Source organism: Ciceribacter ferrooxidans, from assembly GCF_004137355.1.
Taxonomy (GTDB): domain Bacteria; phylum Pseudomonadota; class Alphaproteobacteria; order Rhizobiales; family Rhizobiaceae; genus Allorhizobium; species Allorhizobium ferrooxidans.
On the sequence record NZ_SDVB01000248.1, the window covers coordinates 42,763 to 59,404 of the forward strand.

The window sequence follows — 16,642 nt, forward strand, 5'->3', positions numbered from 1 at the left end:
TCGAACTTTCCAGGAGGATGGGCAGGGTACGGGCGGTCGGGACGTCACGCGTAGACAATGGCGTCGTCCTTCTTCCAGATGAGGCTGTAACGGCCATGCGGCTCGTAGCTTTCGGGCGCGGCGTGGCTGAGATGGGTCTCCACCTCGAAGACCTTGCCGTCGTCGAGGGTGAAGAAGGAGGTAATCGCCGATCCCGTGTATTCGCTGGCGAGGAAGGCGCCCTCGAAGGCGATTTCGCCTTCACCGGCGGGCGTGCCGGCCGGGCGGATGGCGATGCGGTCGTAACGGATGGCATAGGCCTTCTGCGCGCAGGGCTGCACGGTGGCGCCGACCGGAAAGACACCGGCGGCGGTCTTGAAGACTAATCCCTCGATGACGCCGGAAAAGATATTGTAACAGTTTAAGAAGCGGGCGACCGCAGGCGAGACCGGATGGTTGTAGACGGTATCGGAATCGCCCTGCTGGGCGATCTTCCTGCCGTCCAGCACCAGAACCGTATCGCCCATGGCCAGCGCTTCCGTCTCGCTGCCGGTGACATGCAGGAAGGTGACGCCGCAACGTTCGCGGATGGACCGAAGCTCGCTGCGCATGCGCATGCGCAGGTTCGCATCGAGCGCGCCGAGCGGCTCGTCGAGCAGCACCATCTTCGGATCGGTGACAAGCGTGCGGGCGAGCGCCACGCGCTGCTTCTGGCCGCCGGAGATCTGCGTGACTGCGCGCTCTTCCAGCCCCGTCAGGCCGACCAGCGCGATCATGTCGCGCGCCTTGCGGCGCACGATCTGAGGATCCGTGACCGGATTGTTTTTCCGGTTCTCCAGCCCGAATGCGATGTTCTTCTCAACCGTCAGATGCGGGAACAGCGCGAAATTCTGGAAGACGAAGCCGATTTCGCGCTCATAGGGCGCAACGCCGCCGATATCCCGGCCGGCAAAGCGGATCGCGCCGCGTTCCGGGGTCTCGAAGCCGGCAATCACCCTGAGCAGGGTCGTCTTGCCGGCACCCGACGGCCCGAGCAGCGACACATAGCTGTCGTCGGGCAGGAAAAGGTCGATGCCGTCGAGTGCCACGGCATCGCCGTAGGACTTCACGACATTCGAAAGTTGCAGCACTGTCGACACTGTTTTTTCCGCCAGTTCAGGGCACGGCTGTCCGTTCGCCGATACGGCCCCAGAACGCCAATAGCGTTGTTCAGGGCGCGTGGAAGCGCTTGCGCCAAGGGCATGGCGCATCGGGTTCAGGACTGTTCCGTGGCGTTTAAATGGTCCACCTCGCCGCGCTTCTTGTCCGGCGCGATCGTTGCGAAAACTATGACATCAATGATTTTTGTATGCAATACTCTTTTTGTGGTTTTGCATTCGTTTTGCCCCTGACGGGTGAACCGGTCATTTGTGACTGCAATGCGGATGCCTGCCGGCTGGCGCAAGGGCGCGCCGGCAGCCGCGCAGAGCCTGAATATCAGGCCATTGCGCGTAGAAATCCGGAATTTTGGCCATCCGCAACCAATGCGGGATAGCGTCGCATTATTTCTCTGCCTGCCGAGGACGGTCCGCTTGACCTCTGCGACAAAGGTCATAAATTCACATTTTGCATTCAATAGTCATTTTATGAAGATCTGGCGCGGCGAATGGAAAATGCCGTAAACAAATCATCCGCTTCGTCGCTCCATCATGAAGGCTTTCCGGGTCCATGGCTGAAAACCGCAAGGGACAAAACGCACAACGCCGGTATGAAATCGCCGAGGATGTGCTCAGAACGAACATCGCCGAAGGCGTGCTGCCGGTCGGCCTCGTGCTGCTCGAGGGGCCGATCGCCGAGATCCTCCAGACCTCCCGCGCGCCGGTGCAGCGCGCCCTGCAGACGCTAGAGGCGGAAGGCCTCGTGCATCGCTTCAAGGGGCGCGGCTATCTCGTCGGTCCGGGCAGCGACGAACCGGAACCCAACCGCACCGACATCAAGACGCTCGGGCTGATCATTCCCCAGCATGCCGACGAGGCCTTGCAGAACCGCGCCTCGTGGGAGCGTATCTACAATATCGTCGAGCGGGACGTCGCCGGCTGCGTCGTTTTCGGGCAGTACCGCATCATCGAGACTGAGCTTGCCGATCATTTCAACGTCAGCCGCACCGTAGTTCGCGATGTGCTGACGCGCCTGCGCGAGCGCGGGCTGGTGCGCAAGAACGCCTCCTCCCACTGGATCGCCGGGCCGCTCACCGCGCAGACGGTCAAGGATCATTTCGTGCTGCGCGGCATTCTGGAGCCTCAGGCGCTGATCGCGTCGGCTCCCCATATCGACCGCGCCGCACTGACCGCGCTTTTCGGCCGGCTGAGCACGCTGGAAGGCCGACACACGCTGGATTTCCTGAAAGACCCCTCCGATATCCAGACGCTGTTCATCGACACCTGCGTCCTGGCGACGCCGAACGAGAAGCTGCAGGAACTGATCCGCAACAATCTCCTGCCGGTTACCGCCATCGAGCGGCTGCTCGGTCTTCTCGGTCTGCCGGGCGATCCGATCATCATCACGGAACTGAGGATGATCGTCGAGCTTCTGATGCGCGGCGCGACTGCGGCTGCGGCCTCCATGCTTCAGACGCATCTGGAAGCCTCGGTCAATCGCACTATTGCCCAGATGAAGATCGTGGCGATTATTCCAAGCCCGAGTGCGACCGCCGATTACCTGACGCGCGTGATAGAGGAGTGAGCAGACAGCGCGAGAGCGGTGGCTTTCGCCTTGAATGCAGGGCTATGCTTGCGGCGGGTGGTTCCTTCATCATGGCTCCTGTTCCCCGGCACACTGCCGTCTTCAAAAGCCGAACGCTCCTTACCTCAACTGTTCAATTTTCCCGACCCAACTCTCATTGTCCGGGCCAGGCGGCTTGTCCCACCCTCTCACTGAACTGATGGGGTGGATGCCCCCTTCGGCCGGCGTCGGCGTATGATGCCTGCTTCACGCCATGGTGGCGCTTACGGAGGGAAGGCAGATGACATCAGTGCATATCCTTGCGATCGACCTCGCCAAACGGAGCTTCCAAGTCTGTGCAACGGATCGCGGTGGGGCCTGTGTGGATGCCCCCGGTTTGGCAAGAAGATTTTTCAGACGGCTGTCAGCGAACGAGGAATTCTATCGGTCGTGTGTCAGGCCTCTTGATGTGGCCTGAATAGCCACGGGCCGGGATGCAGTTCGAAGAACAGGGGCCACATCGGTTCAGAGAGCTTCGTGCTCGAGCGCCGGGACTGGTTTACCCCATTCTGAACATTGAAGTCCTTTCCGCATCGTTCCGTCAGTCGATCTTCCCACCGGGGCTTGTCGCCCCAAGCATCACCGCATTACCTTTCGAAGAAGGCAGCGGATTATGCCATTCTATAATTCTGCTCCCTGGTCATCATTGCCCATATGATGCGCGCCATTTTGTTGGCGAGCGCGACAGCCGCCACCATCCGAGGCTTTCGTCCGAGAATGGCTCCAAGCCAGTTGTCCGGCAACACGCCCTTGCGCACGATCCAACGGATCAGGCTCATGGCTCCGACGATGAGTAGCTTCCGGATGTCGGTCTGCCCCATCTTGCTGACACCACCAAGTCGGGTCTTCCCACCGGTGGAGTGTTGCCTCGGCACAAGGCCCAGCCAGGCAGCAAAATTCCGGCCGCTCTTGAACGCACGAAGATCGGGAGCAAACGCGAGGATCGCGCCGGCGGTCACGGGACCGACGCCGGGAACGGTGCAAAGTCGGCGCATCTCTTCATTCGCCTTGGTGGCTTCTCGAAGCTTCAGCATCAGACCATCAATCTTCTCGGTCAACAGCCTGATCTGGTCTAAGTAAAGCTCTCCGATCTCTCTGACTCCTTTCGGAAGATCATTCGTCTCATCGGCCAGAATGCCTGTGACAGCACTGAGATTGGCCGGTCCCTGCGCCACGATGATCCCAAACTCGCCGAGGTGACCGCGCAGTGCATTGATGAGTTGGGTGCGCTGACGCACGAAGCACTGGTGAGTACGGAATGCCACCGCGCGTGCCTGATGCTCAGCGCTCTTGACTTCGACATAATGGATGTTCGGGCGTAACGTAGCCTCCGCGATGGCGGCTGCATCGGCTGCGTCATTCTTCTGCCGTTTGACGAACGGCTTCACGTAGATTGGTGGGATCAGCCGCACATCATGGCCGCAGCCTTGGGCGAAGCGGCCCCAGAAATGGCTGGTGGCACAGGCGTCCATCGCAACGATGCACGGCGGCTGCTCGTGCAACAATTGCTGCAGCCGAGTCCGCGACAGGACGCGATTGAATAGAACCGCCCCACCGCGATCCGTTGCACAGACTTGGAAGCTCCGTTTGGCGAGGTCGATCGCAAGGATATGCACTGATGTCATCTGCCTTCCCTCCGTAAGCGCCACCATGGCGTGAAGCAGGCATCATACGCCGACGCCGGACGAAGGGGGAATCCACCCCATCAGTTCAGTCGATCGCGCCGGTTCGCGCGCGGACGATCGAGAGATTGGCCAAGCGGACTGGGGGAACGGCCCCTTACGAGACAGGCGGCAAACAGATTGCTCTCCAGAGACCGTCTTTCCAGTCCGCCTCCGCTGTGCCGGACGGGCGGATCGGATAGTCGGCACCTCCAACGGACACCTTGGCCGGGTCGCTGCATTTCACGAAGGCGCGATGCTTGCCGGGGTCCCCGTATACAGTTCCGCTCTCGGAACCGCCTTGTGAAAGCGATATGAGAACATCGAAATCATACCCCGCCCGTTCAGCGTTGCCTTTGCTGACGAGACCAAGACTGACGACGGTATTATCATTGAAACGCGCCGTGTAAAAAAATCACCGGCTCTACTGCCTTTGCAGCAGAAGCCAACGGCAATGCGGCAAAAAGTGCGATCACATACCGGCGCATTCACCCCTCCCACGGCTCATGCGAGGGAGCGACTATATCACGTCGGCGACCCGGTCGCCACGAGCCTTATGAATAGCCCCGCATTTCGTAGACACCCTCTGGCTATGTTCTTCGCGGGCGCACGAACTCGACCTCCGACGGCACGGGCGGAGGTGCAGCATCATCGCGACGCGATCACGGCTTCTGCCGCTTCGACGAAGCCGGAACCACCTGGTCCATTCGTTATCCAGCGCGGAAGACGGGGAAGGTCATCGAGATATTTGGTGATGGTGCAAACGCCGACGGTATGCTCGAAAAACGAAAACATCGGTGCATCATTGGTGGAGTCGCCCGCATACAGGACGGCGCCACGCTCAGTATCGACGTCAAGCCCATAATGCTCAAGAAGCACGCGCCGCGCCATGGAGAGCTTGTCATATCCGCCGAGCCATCCGAGCACCCAGAGATTGTTGACGGTAACATCGGCCGAGCGGCTCCGCAAAGTCGCCAGAATCAGCTCTCGTTCCGTCCGATCACGTGGTTGCGCGAAGGCGAGACTCGTGAGCCTGAACGGTTGGTCCTCGGCGAAGACCGCCGCAGGGACCGCGTGCAAGACTTCCTCGCCAATCGTTTCCAACTGAACGGTCTTGGCAGCCCGGTCGTCGGCAGCATGCCAGAAATGCCGCTCGACAGCATGCGCATTTCTGCCTCGGCGAAAAAAGAAACCACCGTTCTCGCCGATCACACCGTCTACCGGCCACATGCGCGCCATTTGATCGCACCACCCGGCGGGCGCGGCAGTCACCGGGATAACGGTGACCCCAGCGCTCTGGAGGTTTTCAAGTGCTGCATATGTCCGGGCCGAAAGTCGCCCGTTGTACGTCAGCGTTTCGTCCATATCGGTCAAGACGAAACGGACTTCGCGGAACGCGGCAATGTCGGCTTTTTCCAATGGCTGCATAGCGGTCTCTGATGTTTATAGGAGCACCTACTCGAGGAGTCCCGGGCTTTTTGTGATCCCCTCGAAACTGGGACGTTTTCGACGACGAGGCGGAGTTTCGGCTTGCACGTTTAACAAGTAAAAACTATCTATTTGGCAGAATACTCCCCGACAACGCGGGCGGCAGCCGCCCCGATGCAAACGATGAAGATCGAGTTCTCTCCATGCTCACCAAAAAAGGGAAATACGGATTGAAGGCGCTGGTCGACCTTGCGCAACTAGGTCCGGGCGAAACCGCGTTCGTCACCGAAATCGCCGCGCGCAACAATATTCCGAAAAAGTTCCTCGACACGATCCTTCTCGAACTGCGCAACAACGGCATCCTGCGCTCGAAGAAGGGGCCGAATGGCGGTTACTCGCTTTCAAAGCCCTCCGACGAGATCATGATCGGTCAGGTGATCCGGGCGCTTGACGGCCCGCTTGCGCCGATCCGTTGCGCCAGCCGCACTGCGTTCGAAGCCTGCGACGACTGCGCGGATCCGGTGAGCTGCCAGGTGCGCCTGTCGATGACCGAAGTGCGCGATGCCATTGCCACCATTCTCGACAACATGACGCTCACCCAGTTCGTCGCGCGCGAGAAATCCGCCGGCACCGAAGCCACGTCACGACTCGAACCGCAGGCCCGTTGACCCACACGAAGCGCCGGAAGGACTAAGTCGCCCTTTCGCCCCGGTCGGCAAGCATCTGTCGGCCAAGGGCGATGATGACGGTGTCCTCCTCCCCTGTCGCCGTTCGCCCGGTATCCATCCGTTGCGCGACAAGGCCGAGAATGGTCGCGAGCCGGTGGGCCTCGGCGATCGTCGCGGCCGCGGGGTTGACCTGAGCGACGTCGATCACAGCGGCGACACGCAGGATCTGGGCATAAGCCGTCTCGATCTCCACCTGGCGCCAGCCGATTGCATGGTCCGATGCCGCCGTTGCATCCCTCGCAGAACCGATCGATGCAAGAACTGCCTCCAGACCTCGCCTGCTCTGCCCGAGGATGACGGCAGCCCGCAACAACCTGTACACGCCCTCGACCATCGGGGCCGCATGGCTTGTGAGGGAAAGTACACTGTCGGCCGCCACGTGAACGCCGGCGAGCCGCAGCTGCGAAACCCCCGCATCCCCCGCTTCGGAGAAGTCGAGCCCAGGTGCGTTGTGCGGCACAAGCAGCAGTGCCGACTGCCCGGAAGGATCGGCTGCGGGTACAGCAATCCATTCCGCATCGATCGCCGCGGCAACCTCAACCCTCCCGTCGACGCGCACACCCATGCCGTCCGGCAGGAATCGGGCTTCGGCTCTCCACCCCGCGATGCCGCCGCCGGTCGCCAAAAGGAAGCGCTCGCCGCCCGAGGACTTGGCGAAGGCGGTTCCGCGCTGCCCTTCGCTGCCGGCATTGCGGATCGCCTCGAGCGCGGCGCAATGGGATGCAAGGGTTTCCGCCGCCCTGGCCGAGACGGTGGCGATCAGCGCGATTGCCTCGGCGAGGACGACGTTGGAGACATCGAGGCCACCGAAATCGCTCGGCACGGAGACGGCGAGAAGACCCGACCGGCCCAGAGCCTCAGCGACCGGCCATCGTACCATGGCGGGAAGCACGGCGGACGCGACGGCGAGCACCTCATCTTCCGCAGCGATGCGATTGGGTACGCTACGCAAGCGCTCATGCAGGTTCGTAATGGTTCCCATTGCTTGCTCCTTCCGCTTCTGCGGGCGGATCCCACCACGACTTCGCAAGGACCCAGACCGCTGCCGCCATCAAATGAGGACGATGACGGCGATCAGGAACAAAATCGACGACAGTGCCGCAACCGGCGCCAGGCGTTCAACCAAGGGGGCTGTCGTCATTTTCGAACCCTCGCGGATCAGGCTGTCGGAAATATGAACCATGATCGCCTCCTCACCAGAGGACCGGGAACATGCACCAGAAGAAACCTTCCTGGTCTCGGGCGCACTCTCCACGTGTGTCGGGCCTGGCATCCAGGTTCTCGACCGGAGGCTTGCGGCTGGCCATCGCATCGCCATCCGCCGGCGCCTTGCGCCGCGTGATGCCGAACAGATCGAAGGAAAAGCTGTCTATACCCATCGGCATGCCTCATTCCTCCTGCTGCGCTCACTACGAGCCGACGACACAGTTTCGCCGCATCTCGATCGCTCGTCAATATTTTCGATAAAAATACTGTTCTATTCTGCAAGGCGAGCGTGGCACACCATTCTCCGCGCGGCGGGACCCGAGCAAAGGCGGCGGAAGTCGCTGCAGTCCACCCGATCAGCCATCGAGCGGCAGATAGCGCCCGTTGCCATAGATCAGCGAACCTCCACCGAGGATGCGAATGGCGACCACGCGGCCGATGACGAGGGCGTGGCTGTGCCGCTCCAGCACCTCCTCCACCTCGCAGTCGATGGCAGAGGCCGCATCTTCCAGGACCGGCGCGCCGGAAGCGAGCGTGGTCCAGGATGCGCCGCGATAGCGTTCGGGACCTCTCAGTCCGCCCTTTCCGGCGAACTGGTTGGCCAGCCCCTCGTGCAGCGGGCCGACGACGTTGACGCAGAAATGGCCGAAGCGCTCGACCACCGGCCAGGTGGAAGAGCTGCGATTGAGCGAGACCAGCATGCGCGGCGGTTCGACCGAGAGGGCAGTCGCCGAGGTGACAGTCGCGCCGGTGCGCGCCTCGCCGTCGCCGGCCGTGATGATGCTCACCCCGCCGCCCAGATTGCGCAAGGCGGACTTGAGCCCATCGGCATCGACCGAGGTCTCGGCGCCGGGAAACAGCGGCTCGTGCTTGACGTTGCCGAGGTTGAGAAGCGAACTGTTCATCGAGAACTCCATGAGGCTGCAATCCAGGATCGGGGGCACTTATACCAGCGCGGCCATGCTCACCGTAGACATCCGATTTCATAATCTATATATTTTATAGAAAATATATCTGCGAGGGTCCTTCCGAGGTCGCATCGGGAGCGACAGCTTCCACAGAGGGAGAACGCCATGCTGCGAATGACCTTACCCTTGGAAAGACGTGTCATTCCCACCGGCGCGCGATCCTGCAGGGTCGCCATCGTCGGAGGAGGATTTTCCGGCGCGTCGCTTGCTCGCCAGCTGGCGCTCGGCGCGCCTTGGAACGATCGTCAGATCATCGTGTTTGAACCACGCGCCGGCCTGGGCGCGGGTCTTGCCTATGATACTTCCGACCCTGCCCTCAGGCTCAATGTCGAAGCGTCGCGGATGCGAGCCATTCCCGGAGAGCCGGAAGCCTTTGCCCGCTGGCTCGAAGCACACGGATGGAAAGATCATGATCCGGATGCCCGCGTCGGCAATGGCAGCATCTATGCCCGCAGATCCGACTTCGCTCGCTTCATGGCCGAACGGATGCAGCCGTTTCTCGACCGCGGCACGGTGCAGCACGTTCGCGAACGGGTCGAGGAGATTGAACGGTCGGATGCGGGTTGGTGCTTGACAGGAAGTCTCGGAACCGAGATTGTCGCCGACATCGTGGTGATCGCAACAAGCCATCCAGGGCCCAAGGCGCCCGGCATGATCGCCCTGGCGCTCAACGGCCACCCGCGTTTCATTACCGATCCGTCGCGAACCGAAGCGCTTTCTTCCATCCGCCCGGGAGAAAGGGTGCTTCTTCTCGGCGCAGGTCTGACGGCCTTCGACATCATCGCTTCGTTGCGGGATCGCGGCCATGACGGCGAGATCCTCGCTTTTTCGCGCTCCGGCCTGTTGCCACAGCCGCAGGTCACGGGCACGCTCGCCCCGACCGGTAACTTCGTCCTGCCGGCGGTATCCAGTGCCCGAGAGCTTCTGCGGCGGGTGCGTCTCGCGATTGCCGAAGCGGAACGCTCCGGCCTTCCCTGGCAGAGCGTCTTCGACGCGCTTCGCCAGCAGGGGCAGACGATCTGGCAGGTCCTGCCGCACGCGGAACAGGCGCGGCTGCTGCGACATCTGCGCCGCCGCTTCGAGACTCACCGCTACCGGATGCCGCCGCAGGTCGCGGACCTCATTCGTCAGGATCTTCGCGAGGGCAGGCTTCTCACGCGGGCGGGGCGGATTTGCCGGGTCGAACGCGGCCCTCATGCAATTTCCGTCGACCTGATCGTCAAGCCCGACGGCATCATCGAGCGTCGGCTGTTCGAATGGGTCGTGGTTGCAACGGGCCCGGACCATAAGGCTGCCATCGGGTCGCAGCCCTGTCTCGTCGAACTCGAGCGCCAAGGGTACGTCAAGGCGGACGACCATGGCCTGGGTATCGCCTGTGACACCGAAAGCCGCGCCATCGGCTCTGACGGTCATGTCACGGACGGGCTCTTCGTCGCCGGCCCGCTTGCCCGCGGTACGTTCGGCGAACTCACCGGTGTTCCGGAAATCGCCGCCCAGTCTGAACGGATCGCCGCACAGATCATCAAGGGAGCCGACGGCTGTCGACCGATCGTGCATCGTTCGTAGGACAAGCGAAGCACTCCGGGACGACCGGCGCCTTCTGGACGGAAGAGACGGTCTTCAGCTCTTGCCGAGGATCGCGTCCAGCAGTTGCCGCTCCAGAGCCGCAAGCTCGGGGTCTCCATGACGCCTCGGATGCGCAGCGCGGACAGCCAGATCGAGGGCGACACGCCCCTCGTCGAGCACGATGACGCGATCAGCCAGGTTGACGGCCTCGCTGACGTCATGGGTCACCAGGACTGCGGTGAAACCCAATTCACGCCAGACGCGGGCGAGAAGCTGTTGCATCGTGATGCGGGTGAGCGCATCGAGGGCGCCCAGCGGTTCATCCAGCACGAGCAGGCCGGGCTTGCTCACGAGCGACCGCGCCAGCGCCACGCGCTGCCGCTGACCACCCGACAGGCGCGACGGCCATTGCCCGGCTTTTTCGGACAGCTGAACTTCGTCGAGAGCAGCCAGCGCTTCTCGGCGGGCGGTCCGCGGATCCACGCCTTCACCGAGACCGACCACGACATTGTCGAGCACGTCCGCCCAGGGCAACAGCCTCGGCTCCTGGAACACGATCCGCGCATTGGGCTCGGCCTCCTCACCTGCCGCGTCGGCGAAGGTGATCGAACCGCCGCTCTGCCTGTCGAGCCCGACCAGCAGGCGCAGCAGGGTGCTCTTGCCGCAGCCGCTCTTGCCGACGATCGCAATGAACTGGCCCGCAGGCACATCGAGGTCGATGCCGCGCAGGACCTGGTTGCCGGCAAAACGCTTCTCCACGTTTCGAAGCCTGATCGCCACAGGCCCGACCGCGTTTGCGGCAGGTTCCCGGACACCATGCTCGGCAGACCCTTCGGCAGCCTCCAGTCCCTCGGCCAATGCGTAGAAGCCATGTCGCATCATCGTTCGATCCTCACTTCTGGTAGGCGGGGTTCCAGGAGAGGCTACGCCGCTCCAGGGCTCGTGCGATGATATCGGCAAGCTTGCCGAGGGCTGCATAGATCAACAGCGACAACACCACGACGTCGGTCATCATGAATTCGCGCGCCTCGTTCGCCATGTGTCCGATGCCCGACGACGCGGCAATCGATTCAGAGACGATGAGGGTGAGCCACATGATGCCCAGAGCGTAGCGCAGGCCAACGAAGATGGACGGCAACGCGCCGGGCAGGATGATTTTTCGAAAAAGGGTGAGACTGCTCATGCCGTAGACGCGACCCATTTCGAGCAAATCGCGATCGACGTTTCTGACCCCATGGAACGTGTTGAGGTAGACGGGGAAAAGCACACCGAGCGAAGTGAGGAAGAGCTTGGATTCCTCGCCGATGCCGAACCACAGGATGACCAGCGGGATCATTGCCAGATGCGGGATCGTCCGCAGCATCTGCAGGGTGGTGTCGGTCAGCTGTTCCGCGAGTTTTGAAACCCCGTTGGCGATGCCGAGCAACAGACCGATCGATCCACCGACGGCGAGTCCGGCAAGCGCCCGAGCGCCGCTGGCGGCAATATCGTGCAGCAGTTCCCCGGAACTCGACTGTTCGATGAACGCAAATCCCACATCAGTCGGCGCCGGCATCACCCGCGAAGATATCCAGCCGACCGTCGAGAGCGCCTGCCACAGGAGAACGATCCCGACCGGCAACAGATAGGGCAAAAGCGCACGAAACCGGATCTTGGGCAGGTTGAGGTTCGGAATTGTCAGGCGCGAGCGCCGCGCCTCGGCATCGGTCACGATCTCGTATGCGGTCATGTCCTGTCTCCTGGTCAAGAGGGGAGCCGCCCGGCGTACCGGGCGGCTGATGGGCGAGCAGAATTCCGATCTGGCGTCTCAGGAGCCGGATACGAGCCTGACGTTGCCGCCGTGCCCACCGCCACCGAAGACCTGGCGCTCCCCGAAGGACGAACGGATCTGGTTGCGGGGGCTGCCGAGGCCGATTTCCGGGAACAGGAGTTCCGAAACCGTGTAGGCCTCCTCGAGGTGGGGATAGCCGGAGGCAACGATCGTATCGATGCCGAGCGCCTGGTATTCGCGCAGACGGGCGGCAACCGTCTTCGGCGATCCGACCAGCGCCGTGCCCGCGCCGGAACGCACGAGACCGATCCCGGCCCAGAGGTTCGGCGAAACCTCCAGCCTGTCGCGCCGGCCGTTATGGAGCGCGACCATGCGCGCCTGGCCGACGGAATCGGAATTCTTGGCGAAGACCTCCTGGGCTGCGGCAATGGCCTCGTCCGAAAGCTTGGAAATGAGCCTGTCGGCAGCGGCCCAAGCCTCCTCGTCCGTTTCACGTACGATGAAGTGCAGGCGGATGCCGAAGCTGACCTCCTTGCCCTTGGCTGCGGCGGCCTTGCGGACGGAGGCGATCTTCTCGGCCACCTGCGCCGGCGGCTCTCCCCAGGTCAGATACTTGTCGACCCGACCGCCGGCAAAATCGATCGCGGCATCCGACGAGCCGCCGAAGTAGAGCGGTGGACGCGGCTCCTGGACCGGTGGAAAGCCGAGCTGAGCGTTGAGCGCCTTGATGTACTTGCCGTCGAGATTGGCCTTTCCCGTCTCGATGAGGCTGTTGAAGACCCGGAAGAACTCCTCTGCGTGGGCGTAGCGTTCGTCGTGCGGCAGGAAGATGCCGTCGCCCGCCAGTTCCTGGACGCTACCGCCCACGACGATGTTCAGCAGCAGACGTCCGTTGGAAACGCGGTCGAGCGTCGCGGCAAGGCGCGCGTAATATGCCGGCGAAGCCGTGCCCGGTCGGATGGCGACGAGGAACTTCAACTTCTCCGTGACGGCTGCGAGATGTCCGGCCAGCACGAAGGATTCCTCGCAGGCCGCGCCGGTCGGGATCAGTACGCCCGTATAGCCGAGGCGGTCGACGGCGGTGGCGATCTCACGGAAATAGCCCGGATCGGCAGGCCGGCTGCGATCATCGGAGCCGAGATAGGATCCGTCCCCGGAGGTCGGGATGAACCAGAGGAAATCGAGCGGCTTTTCGGTCTTGGTCATGTCAGAGTCCTTTTTTGGAGAAACGGTCAGCTGGCCTTCGGGCGCCAGACGATGTCGGAGATGGTGAGCCTCTTCGGCAGGATGCCGAGGTCGTGGAACTCGTCGGCGAGCGCCTGCTGGTAACTGATGGCTTCATCGGTCAGGGGGTGGACCCTGCCGAGGTCAGCGCCCTTTCGGGTCAGCACCGCCCGCGTCACCTCGATGGGCACGCCGGTGATATCCGAGAGCGCGGAGATGGTTTCGTCGATGTGGGATTGCGCCCAGGCGCCGGTTTTGGCCAGCTCGTCGATCACGTCGGACAGCACGTCCGGATTGGCGGCAGTGAAGTCGCCGTTGCCGAAGTAGAAGCTCCAGCTGTCGACAATGCCCTCGGCCGTGGCCAGAACGCGCGTCTGCGGGTCGGCTTCGGCGATCGCGTAGTAGGGATCCCAGATCGCCCAGGCGTCGATGCTGCCGGTCTTGAAGGCTGCCGCCGCGTCCGGTGGAGGAAGATCAATCGCCTCGACGTCACCGATCACCAGCCCGGCCTTGCGCAGCGCCTTGACCGTGAAATTGTGGGCGCTCGATCCGCGTTTGAACGCAACCTTCCTTCCCTTCAGATCTTCGAGGGAGGCGATTGGCGAGTCCTTGTGGACGAGGATGGCCGAGCCTGTGGAAGGGCCACGATAGGTGCCGACATAGAGCAGGTTGCCGCCGGCAGCCTGAGCAAAGAGCGGAGGAACGTCGCCGGTCGGACCGAAGTCAAGCGACCCGGCGCCGAGCGCTTCAAGCAGCGGAGGACCGGAGGTGAATTCCGACCAGGTCACGCTGATGCCTCGTGGCGCCAGCCTCTTCTCGATCGCCCCCGTGCGTTTCGCGAGGGCGAGCACACCGTTCTTCTGCCAGCCGATACGAAATTCCGTTGCCGCGCGGGCCGGACGGAGGGCGGGCATGACGAGCGACGTTGCCGCCGCTCCCATCAGTGCCAGACTTTGTCTTCGCGTGATCATGATATCTCTCCGTTGTGGGTTGGCGGGATCAGGTGGCCTTGGGGTGCCAAACGATGTCCTGGATGGCGAGCTTCTTCGGCAGGACACCGAGCGCATGGAAGTCGTCGGCCAGCGCCTGTTGGTAAGAGACGGCCTCATCCGAGACAGTCCCGACCTTGCCGAGATCGGAACCGGCGCGCGTCAGCGTCACCCGGGTGATGTCGGCGGGGACTCCAGTGATCAGCGAGAGGGCCGCGGTTGTCGCCTCGATGTCCACCTGCGCGGCCGCACCGACCCTGGCGAGTTCGTCGAGGATCTCGGTGATCAGCTCGGGATTCTCTGACGCGAACGTGCCGTTGCCGAGGAAATATCCCCAGGCTTCGACGATGCCCTCGGAGGTCGTCAGAAGACGGGCGTTCGGGTCTTTTTCGGCGATGGCGAAATAGGGGTCCCAGATCGACCAGGCGTCGATACTGCCGGTCTTGAAGGCGGCCGCCGCATCCGGCGGCGGGAGGTCGACGCTCTCGACGTCGTCCGGCGTCAAGCCGGCCCTGGCGAGCGCCTTGAAGGCGAAGTTGTGAGCGCTCGATCCGCGCTTGTAGGCAAGCTTCACCCCCTTGAGATCTGCCAGTGTCCTGATCGGTGAATCCTTGTGCACCAGGATGCCATGGAAGGCGGCGGGCGGTTTGTAGGTGCCGACATAGACGAGGTCGCCGCGCGCGGCCTGGGCAAAAAGGGGAGGAACATCGCCGGTCGGGCCGAAGTCGAGCGAGCCCGCGCCGAGCGCTTCGAGCAGCGGCGGACCGGAGGTGAACTCCGACCATTCGATGGTAATGCCGCGGTCGGCAAAGCGCTTTTCCAGCGCGCCCTGCTGCTTGGCAAGCGCCAGCACGCCGAACTTCTGCCAGCCGATGCGGATGGTCTGCGCCTCTGCCAACGCAGTCCGCGGGAGCGGCAGGGTCGTGACGGCAAGGGCTGCGGCGAGCTTGAGACCCTGTCTCCTGGTAATCATGTCAACCTCCGACGTGTGCCAATCGCGGCACAGCTGAAACAATGCCCTCATGGTAATAATATCTATAGTTTTTGTAAGGAACATTTTTCCAACCAATGCGGTGATCTGGAGATTATCTGTCGCGTCGTGCATTGGGGGTGGATAGACCGCCGGGCGAGCCGAATTCAGTGACTGCAGTCCAGCCGCGACGGGGGTTACAATCCGCTGGCCATCGCGGCCAAACCGCAGACGGACGACATCCGCGCAACCAGCCTGCGTCGCGAGGCTCCAGCCGCAGCGCCGGTTCCGGCTGTCCGGGACAGAGAAACCCGCGGTGTTCTTCCCGCGGGTTGTCTTCATTGTCACAAGGTCTCTCTGATCACTTCGGCTTGTAGATCTGATCGAAGATGCCGCCATCGCCGAAGTGTTCCGGCTGTGCCTTGGCCCAACCGCCGAAGATCGGGTCATCGATCGTCACCAGTTTGATGTCGGGCAATTGCTTCAGCAGTTCGGGCTTGACCAGCTCCGGTTTTGACGGACGGTAGAAATGCTTGGCCGCAAGGTTCTGACCCTCCTCAGAATAGAGATAGGCGAGATAGGCTTCGGCCTGCTTGCGCGTGCCCTTGGCATCGACATTGCCATCCACGACGGCGACCGGCGGTTCAGCCAGGATCGAAAGCGGCGGCACGACGATGTCGAAGGCGTCCGCGCCGAATTCGGCGCCGGCCAGGTAGGCCTCGTTTTCCCAAGCAAGCAGAACGTCGCCGATCTGGCGCTGGGCAAAGGTGGTCAGCGAGCCACGGGCTCCCGTGTCGAGAACAGGCGCGCGCTTATAGAGTTCGGCGATGTAGGCCTTGATCTCGTTCTGGTCACCCTTGAACGCCTCGTTCGCCCAGGCCCAGGCGGCCAGATAGTTCCAGCGCGCCCCGCCGGAGGTCTTGGGATTGGGAGTGACGATCTGGATGTCACCCTTCACCAGGTCTCCCCAGTCGTGAATGCCCTTCGGATTGCCCTTGCGCACCAGGAAGACGATCGTCGACGTGTAGGGAGAGGAATTGTTTTCCAGACGACCGCGCCAATCGCTGGCGATCTTGCCGGTATTCTTGGCAATGGCGTTGATGTCGCCTTCGAGTGCCAGGGTCACCACGTCTGCCTCAAGCCCGTCGACCACGGCGCGAGCCTGTTTGCCCGAACCGCCGTGCGACTGTTGCACGGTCACATCCTCGCCGGTCTCGGCCTTCCAGTGCTTGGCGAACGCCGCGTTGTACTCGGCGTAGAACTCTCGCGTAGGGTCATAGGACACGTTGAGCAGTGTGGTCTCGGCAAGAGCGGCGGGAGCGCTACCGATGGCGAGACCCAAGCTGAGAACCACGCCGATGCTTTTCTTCAAAATGGACATTTCAAACCTCC

General features: G+C 62.5%; 17 protein-coding genes. 3 read left to right on the forward strand and 14 right to left on the reverse strand.

Annotation, left to right across the window (positions count from 1 at the left end):
• Positions 1-44 precede the first annotated feature (44 nt).
• Positions 45-1,118 carry an ABC transporter ATP-binding protein gene (locus EUU22_RS15580; RefSeq protein ID WP_129332899.1) on the reverse strand — a complete coding sequence of 358 codons (1,074 nt, stop codon included), beginning with the start codon at positions 1,116-1,118 and terminating at the stop codon, positions 45-47.
• A gap of 116 nt (positions 1,119-1,234) precedes the next feature.
• Positions 1,235-1,573 carry a hypothetical protein gene (locus EUU22_RS15585; protein ID WP_129332900.1) on the reverse strand — a complete coding sequence of 113 codons (339 nt, stop codon included), beginning with the start codon at positions 1,571-1,573 and terminating at the stop codon, positions 1,235-1,237.
• A 113-nt stretch (positions 1,574-1,686) separates the two neighbouring features.
• On the opposite strand from EUU22_RS15585, the gene EUU22_RS15590 reads away from it, so the two are divergent.
• The gene (locus tag EUU22_RS15590; RefSeq protein ID WP_129332901.1) at positions 1,687-2,700 is read left to right on the forward strand and encodes a GntR family transcriptional regulator; all 1,014 of its coding nucleotides are present in this window, start codon (positions 1,687-1,689) and stop codon (positions 2,698-2,700) included.
• A gap of 650 nt (positions 2,701-3,350) precedes the next feature.
• On the opposite strand, the gene EUU22_RS15595 is transcribed toward EUU22_RS15590, so the two are convergent.
• Positions 3,351-4,364: an IS110 family RNA-guided transposase gene (locus tag EUU22_RS15595; protein WP_129332902.1), complete on the reverse strand. Its 1,014-nt coding sequence runs from the start codon at positions 4,362-4,364 to the stop codon at positions 3,351-3,353.
• Positions 4,365-5,048: 684 nt separating this feature from the next.
• Positions 5,049-5,828: an HAD-IIB family hydrolase gene (locus tag EUU22_RS15605; RefSeq protein ID WP_129332903.1), complete on the reverse strand. Its 780-nt coding sequence runs from the start codon at positions 5,826-5,828 to the stop codon at positions 5,049-5,051.
• 203 nt (positions 5,829-6,031) lie between these two features.
• Here EUU22_RS15605 and EUU22_RS15610 point away from each other — a divergent pair, with 203 nt between their 5' ends.
• Positions 6,032-6,496, forward strand: a complete 465-nt coding sequence (locus tag EUU22_RS15610) for an RrF2 family transcriptional regulator (RefSeq protein WP_129332904.1) — start codon at positions 6,032-6,034, stop codon at positions 6,494-6,496.
• A gap of 22 nt (positions 6,497-6,518) precedes the next feature.
• Here the strand turns inward: EUU22_RS15610 and EUU22_RS15615 are convergent, their stop codons facing one another.
• From EUU22_RS15615 to EUU22_RS15625, 4 genes are all read right to left on the reverse strand, one after another.
• Positions 6,519-7,538: an acyl-CoA dehydrogenase family protein gene (locus tag EUU22_RS15615; RefSeq protein ID WP_129332905.1), complete on the reverse strand. Its 1,020-nt coding sequence runs from the start codon at positions 7,536-7,538 to the stop codon at positions 6,519-6,521.
• Between the two features lie 69 nt (positions 7,539-7,607).
• Complete coding sequence (locus EUU22_RS25990; protein WP_280956497.1) at positions 7,608-7,739, reverse strand: hypothetical protein; 132 nt, start codon at positions 7,737-7,739, stop codon at positions 7,608-7,610.
• 10 nt (positions 7,740-7,749) lie between these two features.
• Entirely contained in the window at positions 7,750-7,941 is a 192-nt protein-coding gene (locus EUU22_RS15620) for a hypothetical protein (RefSeq protein ID WP_129332906.1), read from the reverse strand.
• Positions 7,942-8,118: 177 nt separating this feature from the next.
• A complete protein-coding gene (locus tag EUU22_RS15625) occupies positions 8,119-8,667 on the reverse strand; it encodes a flavin reductase family protein (protein WP_129332907.1) in 549 nt (182 codons plus the stop codon).
• Positions 8,668-8,835: 168 nt separating this feature from the next.
• Between EUU22_RS15625 and EUU22_RS15630 the strand changes: the two genes are divergently transcribed.
• Positions 8,836-10,296, forward strand: coding sequence for an FAD/NAD(P)-binding protein (locus EUU22_RS15630; protein WP_129332908.1), 1,461 nt, complete (start codon positions 8,836-8,838; stop codon positions 10,294-10,296).
• Positions 10,297-10,350: 54 nt separating this feature from the next.
• On the opposite strand, the gene EUU22_RS15635 is transcribed toward EUU22_RS15630, so the two are convergent.
• From EUU22_RS15635 to EUU22_RS15660, 6 genes are all read right to left on the reverse strand, one after another.
• Positions 10,351-11,175, reverse strand: coding sequence for an ABC transporter ATP-binding protein (locus tag EUU22_RS15635; RefSeq protein WP_129332930.1), 825 nt, complete (start codon positions 11,173-11,175; stop codon positions 10,351-10,353).
• Between the two features lie 13 nt (positions 11,176-11,188).
• Positions 11,189-12,025: an ABC transporter permease subunit gene (locus EUU22_RS15640; RefSeq protein ID WP_129332909.1), complete on the reverse strand. Its 837-nt coding sequence runs from the start codon at positions 12,023-12,025 to the stop codon at positions 11,189-11,191.
• A 78-nt stretch (positions 12,026-12,103) separates the two neighbouring features.
• Positions 12,104-13,273, reverse strand: a complete 1,170-nt coding sequence (gene ssuD / locus EUU22_RS15645; protein WP_129332910.1) for an FMNH2-dependent alkanesulfonate monooxygenase — start codon at positions 13,271-13,273, stop codon at positions 12,104-12,106.
• Between the two features lie 26 nt (positions 13,274-13,299).
• Positions 13,300-14,262: an aliphatic sulfonate ABC transporter substrate-binding protein gene (locus EUU22_RS15650; RefSeq protein ID WP_129332911.1), complete on the reverse strand. Its 963-nt coding sequence runs from the start codon at positions 14,260-14,262 to the stop codon at positions 13,300-13,302.
• Between the two features lie 28 nt (positions 14,263-14,290).
• Positions 14,291-15,253, reverse strand: coding sequence for an aliphatic sulfonate ABC transporter substrate-binding protein (locus EUU22_RS15655; RefSeq protein ID WP_129332912.1), 963 nt, complete (start codon positions 15,251-15,253; stop codon positions 14,291-14,293).
• A gap of 358 nt (positions 15,254-15,611) precedes the next feature.
• Complete coding sequence (locus EUU22_RS15660; protein WP_129332913.1) at positions 15,612-16,631, reverse strand: sulfate ABC transporter substrate-binding protein; 1,020 nt, start codon at positions 16,629-16,631, stop codon at positions 15,612-15,614.
• Positions 16,632-16,642: the final 11 nt, after the last annotated feature.